This is a genomic window from Bacteroides luti (genome assembly GCF_900128905.1).
GTDB classification, from domain to species: Bacteria; Bacteroidota; Bacteroidia; order Bacteroidales; family Bacteroidaceae; genus Bacteroides; species Bacteroides luti.
In genome coordinates, this window is sequence record NZ_FQTV01000033.1 from 1 (window position 1) to 1,944 (window position 1,944).

The 1,944-nt window shown below is 33.7% G+C and carries 1 protein-coding gene; it reads right to left on the reverse strand.

What is annotated here, in order from left to right; translation table 11 throughout:
• Positions 1 to 15 precede the first annotated feature (15 nt).
• Positions 16 to 1,758 (reverse strand): ISL3 family transposase, encoded by a 1,743-nt coding sequence (locus tag BUC21_RS16170; protein WP_073404351.1) that lies wholly within the window; start codon positions 1,756 to 1,758, stop codon positions 16 to 18.
• Positions 1,759 to 1,944: the final 186 nt, after the last annotated feature.

Below are 1,944 nucleotides of genomic sequence, written 5' to 3' on the forward strand. Positions count from 1 at the left end.
TGGTTCTTTTGCAATTTAGTTGAAAAGAAGAGTTCCCAGAACTAGTTTTCTTTTCAGTAGCATGAGCTTTGCCTTTCCATACATCATTCGTTTTATAGTCTTCAATTTATTAACAAAGCCTTCTACAATTCCATTAGAAAAAGGGTATTTTATTCCATTTTCAACAGCTTTCATATCCAGTATGATGCCTGTGATAAAGGTTTTTAATTTTGCAAGTTCAGTATCTCTATATTCATTTATCCATTCAGCTAATTGTCCACCATTGGGCTCTTTGAATATTTTATAAAATGATGTAGCAGCATTGTAAATTTCCTTAAACCATGGAATAGATATCAATGTCTGTATCAGTATATCTTCTTTTTCATCCAATTCTTTCATTCTGATTCCTTTATCTACAATTGATGAGATTGTTTTTACAGGTATCAGTGGTTCACGATTATCTTGTGGCTTTATTTTCTTTATTGATTTCGGTCTGTCAGTACGTCTTCCTTTACGTCCTTTTGACAAATATCTATAATGATCATGAAATGGAGTTTTACTGCCTTTAAATCCCAAGTTCTTTATTTCATGAAAGATATTGACCAGGCTTTTTCCATTTGAATATTCTGATTCTACGTATGAATCAAATTTAAAGTATTCATTACGTGGGCTGCTTTTTCTTGGGGGTAAAGATGTGTAGTTTCTATATTTTCTGACGGTCTGTCTGGCTATCTTCAATTTTTTAGCAATCGCACCTATTGAGAAACCTTTATCTTGAAGCTCCTTAACTTCATTAAACATAATGGTTCTTGAATCTGTATTATTGTTGACCTCCTGTTTTTTATCTCCAGACAGTTTGTCATTGCAAATCTCCTGAATATCAGGTTGAATACACTTTTCTTCGGGGGTGATTTCGTTTCCAGAACGTACTGCATTCCTATAGTCCGAATAGTTCTCACTAATAGTTTTTGTTACACAGTCCGACATGTTTTTTATCAGATGAAACCTATCCGCCACTTCTATAATACGTTTTCCTGATAAAGCTATAGCTGTGGAATATTCGGTAGATCTGTCTCTGCTTACAAGGGATACCTGTTGATGGCATTCTAGCCATTTACTAAAACTATCACGTTCTCTATCTCCCAATAGATCAATAACGTGTCCGGTTCCCAGATTTACGATAATACTTCCATAGTTGATACCTTTTCTGAACGCCCAATCGTCAATTCCGATATTGGTTATTTCCTTGTTTTCTGGAATTCTTATTCTGTGTATGTCTCGAAGTACTGTAGTATTGCAAAGTGGAATACCCATTCCGTTAAGAAGACTGCTGGCATCATTGGACGAACTCATCAATCCATGATGTGTAACTACCTGTTCACAACGTCGCGTCCTTCTTCTATACCTGAACACCTCATTGCCTGGTTGTTCTGCAAATGTTTTTTTAGAACAGAAATCATTTTGACAAAAGAATTTTCTTGGTCTGAAATGAATGACGACCCTTTTACCTAAAACAGGAAGATCGGTTATGACTCGCTGATACTGGCTATGAATCTTTTCGCTTATATGACCACAATAAGGACAGATGCCATAATCCAATACGGATTTTATATATAACTCGATTTTATTATTGCCAATAACGGCTGATTCAACAACCATATCTGATGGAAGATAAAAGGATGATAGATTAAGGCTGCTATTAGCTTCATTTATAGCTGAAATATGATGGCAATGTGCGTCTATTGTATTATTTTTGTTGCAATTAGGATCTTTAAGCATTGTTTTGTAGTATTTTGTTTGGTAGCTTAAAATTACAAAATATATACTTAATATCCTAATTATAAATAGATTAATATATTACTATTAATGTATTATATTATACAAAAAACTTGAAGAAGTTTTGTTTTATCAGAGTTCTTTAGGAACTATAACGATACGTCCTTTCAACTAAATTGCAAAAGAACC